Raw genomic sequence first — 3,393 nt, 5'->3', positions numbered from 1 at the left:
GACCCTGTCTTTTACCGCACGCTGGCATGATGAACTGCCGGGCTTTTATACCGCACTGAACCCTACGCCACTGAGCAACGCTCGCCTGATCTGGCATAACGCGCCGCTGGCCGAGGAGCTTGCCGTTCCCGCCGCGCTGTTTACGCCTGAGCAGGGCGCGGGCGTCTGGGGTGGCGAAACATTACTGCCGGGCATGCAGCCGCTGGCGCAGGTTTACAGCGGGCATCAGTTTGGCGTCTGGGCCGGACAGCTCGGCGACGGGCGCGGCATCCTGCTGGGTGAACAGCAGCTGGCCAACGGGCAGACCGTCGACTGGCACCTGAAAGGGGCGGGGCTAACGCCTTACTCGCGGATGGGGGACGGGCGCGCGGTGCTGCGCTCGACGATCCGCGAAAGCCTGGCCTCGGAAGCGATGCATGCGCTCGGGATCCCGACCTCGCGCGCGCTGTCGATTGTCACCAGCGACACGCCGGTGGCACGAGAAACCATGGAGCAGGGCGCGATGCTGATGCGCATTGCGCAAAGCCACGTCCGCTTTGGCCATTTCGAACACTTCTATTATCGCCGCGAGCCGGATAAAGTTCGCCAACTGGCGGATTTTGTGATTAACCATCACTGGCCGCAGTGGAAAGACGACGCCGATAAATACCTGCTCTGGTTCCGTGACGTGGTTGCGCGTACCGCCTCCCTGATGGCCTGCTGGCAAACTGTCGGCTTTGCCCACGGGGTAATGAACACCGATAACATGTCGATCCTTGGCCTGACCATTGACTACGGCCCTTACGGCTTCCTCGATGATTACCAGCCCGGCTTTATCTGCAACCACTCTGACTATCAGGGGCGCTACAGCTTTGATAATCAGCCTTCTGTGGGGCTGTGGAATCTGCAGCGTCTGGCGCAGTCGCTGTCGCCGTTTATCGACGTCGAGGCGCTGAACGACGCGCTGGACAGCTATCAGGAGGTGCTGTTGCAGCAGTTCGGCAAGCTAATGCGCCGCAAGCTGGGGCTAATGACCCAGCAGAAGGGCGATAACGATATTCTTAATGCGCTGTTTGCACTGATGGCGCGGGAGGGCAGTGATTTCACCCGCACCTTCCGCATGCTCGGGCAGACCGAGCAGCACAGCGCTGCCTCGCCGCTGCGCGATGAGTTTATCGACCGTCAGGCCTTTGATGACTGGTTTGCCCGCTACCGCGCGCGTCTGGCGCAGGAGAACGTGGCCGATGACGTGCGTCAGGCGCAGATGAATGCGGTCAACCCGGCAATGGTGTTGCGTAACTGGCTGGCGCAGCGGGCCATCGATCGGGCCGAAAACGGCGACTATGCTGAGTTACACCGTTTGCATGAAGTCCTGCGTACGCCGTTTGTCGAAAGGGATGATGACTATGTCAGCCGCCCACCCGACTGGGGTAAGCGGCTGGAAGTGAGTTGTTCGAGTTAAGGCGCGAGGAAAACCTGCGGGGTGGCGTTTAGCGGATGCTGACCAACGTGAACCTGCGCGCCATACCAGCGCGCCAGGTCATCGGCCTGCAGCACCTGTTGCGGCGCTCCCTGTGAGACAATTCTGCCCTCATGCAACAGCACGATCCGATCGGCCCACAGGGCAGCGAGGTTAAGATCGTGCAGCACCACGCAGACGTGAAGGTTCCCCTGAACGGTTAACGCCTTCAGCAGCCGCAGAAGATGCTGCTGATGGTAGAGATCCAGCGCCGAGGTCGGTTCATCAAGAAACAGCCAGCCGCGCGGCATACCGTCGCTCCAGAGCTGTGCCAGCGCGCGGGCCAGTTGCACCCGCTGCTGTTCCCCGCCCGACAGCGCCGCGTATTGCCGCCCGGCAAGCGGCTGACAGCCGGTGATGTGCATCACCTCACGGACGATCTGCGGCTCGGGGTGTGGCGTCCAGGGAGAACGTCCCATCCCAACAACCGCTTCCACCGGCCAGTCAAATCCCAGCTGGGTTTGCTGACGCATCACCGCCCGCTGACGCGACAGCGTCTGCGTACTCCACAATTCAAGCCGTTTTCCGCCGAGCAAGCAGCGCCCGGCGTCCGGTTTGAGATAGCCGGTCAGCAGGCGCAGCAGAGTGGATTTGCCTGCGCCATTCGGGCCGATGAGCGCCACCAGCTCCCTCTGGGCAAGCGAGAGCGACACATCGCGCAGCACCGCCCGGCCCGCCACGCTGTACGTTAATCCTTCGGCAATAAAGGGTTCAGCCATGCTGACCTCCACGGCGGAAAATAAGCCACAGGAACCACGGCGCGCCGAGAATGCTGGTCAGCAGGCCGACAGGCATCTCCGCCGGGGCCACCAGCGTGCGCGCGGCGGTATCGGCAGTCAGCAGCAGAAACGCGCCTGCCAGTACCGAGCCGGGGATCACCGCCCGGTGATCCGATCCCAACCACATGCGCATCAGGTGCGGCACCACCAGTCCGATAAAGCCAATCACCCCGCTGACCGCCACCGCCGCGGCCACCAGCAGGGCGCTGCACAGTAGCAATATGCGCTGGACGATACGCACATCCACGCCCAGGTAATGGGCCTCTTCCTCGCCAAGCTGCAGCAGGTTCAACGCTGCAGCCAGCCGCCAGATAATCAACACCGTCGGGATCATCAGCGAAGCGACCGCGAATAACGTTGACCACTGGGCCTGACCGAGGCTGCCCATTCCCCACAGGGAGAGCTGGCGCAGCTGGGCATCGTTACTCACCCACGACAGCACGCCAACCGCCGCGCCACACAGGGCATTGATGGCGATCCCCACCAGTAGCAGGCGCGACAACGAGCTGTCGCGCTGCTGGCTGAGCAGGAAAATCACCACGGTGGCCGCCAGCGCGCCGAGAAAGGCCGCCAGCATCGGAGCGTACAGCATCAGCAGCGCGGGCAGGGTGATTGGCAGCACCACCCACAGGGCCACGGCACAGGCCGCACTGCTGCTGATCCCCAGCAATCCGGGGTCGGCAAGCGGATTGCGAAACAGCCCCTGCATCACGCAGCCCGCCAGCGCCAGCGACCCGCCAATCACCAGTGCCAGCAGCACGCGCGGCAGGCGGATGGTGAACCAGATCTGGCGCAGGGCCTCGTCGCTGTTGTTCCACAGCAGGCTCACCGGCAGGCGCAATGCGCCAAAACCGCTGGCCAGTAAGGTCATCAGCGACAGCAATACCGCCAGCCCCCACAGGGAGCAGTGGATACGCCGGGACATCAGGGCAGTTGCTCCGCCCGGGCGCGCAACTGACCAATGGCCTCCGGCGTGCGCACGCTAAAGCCGAGAAGCGCCATGTCGTCAATCTGCAGCACCTGTTTATTGCGACCCGCTGGGGTTTGCGCCAGACCGGGCAGCTTCCACAGATTGGCTTCCCCGCCCAGTGCCTTAACGCCGTCTTTGGAAATCAG

3 protein-coding genes and 1 pseudogene are annotated in these 3,393 nt (G+C 63.2%); 1 reads left to right on the top strand and 3 read right to left on the bottom strand.

The window, feature by feature from the left end; genetic code table 11:
* Positions 1-1,441 (top strand): protein adenylyltransferase SelO (selO, locus tag ACRDD5_RS19650; protein WP_438677742.1); only part of this gene is annotated, 1,441 nt, incomplete at its 5' end.
* On the opposite strand, the gene ACRDD5_RS19645 is transcribed toward selO, so the two are convergent.
* From ACRDD5_RS19645 to ACRDD5_RS19635, 3 genes and pseudogenes are all read right to left on the bottom strand, one after another.
* On the bottom strand, positions 1,438-2,217 hold the full coding sequence (locus tag ACRDD5_RS19645; protein ID WP_438677741.1) for a heme ABC transporter ATP-binding protein: 780 nt from the start codon (positions 2,215-2,217) through the stop codon (positions 1,438-1,440). The genes selO and ACRDD5_RS19645 overlap by 4 nt on opposite strands.
* Complete coding sequence (locus ACRDD5_RS19640) at positions 2,210-3,202, bottom strand: FecCD family ABC transporter permease (RefSeq protein WP_438677740.1); 993 nt, start codon at positions 3,200-3,202, stop codon at positions 2,210-2,212. Before ACRDD5_RS19640 ends, ACRDD5_RS19645 begins: the two co-directional genes overlap by 8 nt.
* Positions 3,202-3,393: pseudogene (locus tag ACRDD5_RS19635) on the bottom strand (hemin ABC transporter substrate-binding protein); the annotation flags it as partial. The pseudogene ACRDD5_RS19635 and the gene ACRDD5_RS19640, both read right to left, overlap by 1 nt.

Origin of the sequence: Silvania sp. (genome assembly GCF_051656365.1) — a bacterium.
Lineage (GTDB): Bacteria > Pseudomonadota > Gammaproteobacteria > Enterobacterales > Enterobacteriaceae > Enterobacter > Enterobacter hatchlandensis.
The sequence above is the reverse complement of the archived record's forward strand: the minus strand, read 5'-3'. Positions and strand labels throughout refer to the sequence as shown.

Coding starts and splice junctions, on each gene's coding strand:
- ACRDD5_RS19645 (WP_438677741.1), bottom strand. CDS start 2,217: ATGGCTGAACCCTTTATTGCCGAAGGATTAACGTACAGCGTGGCGGGC.
- ACRDD5_RS19640 (WP_438677740.1), bottom strand. CDS start 3,202: ATGTCCCGGCGTATCCACTGCTCCCTGTGGGGGCTGGCGGTATTGCTG.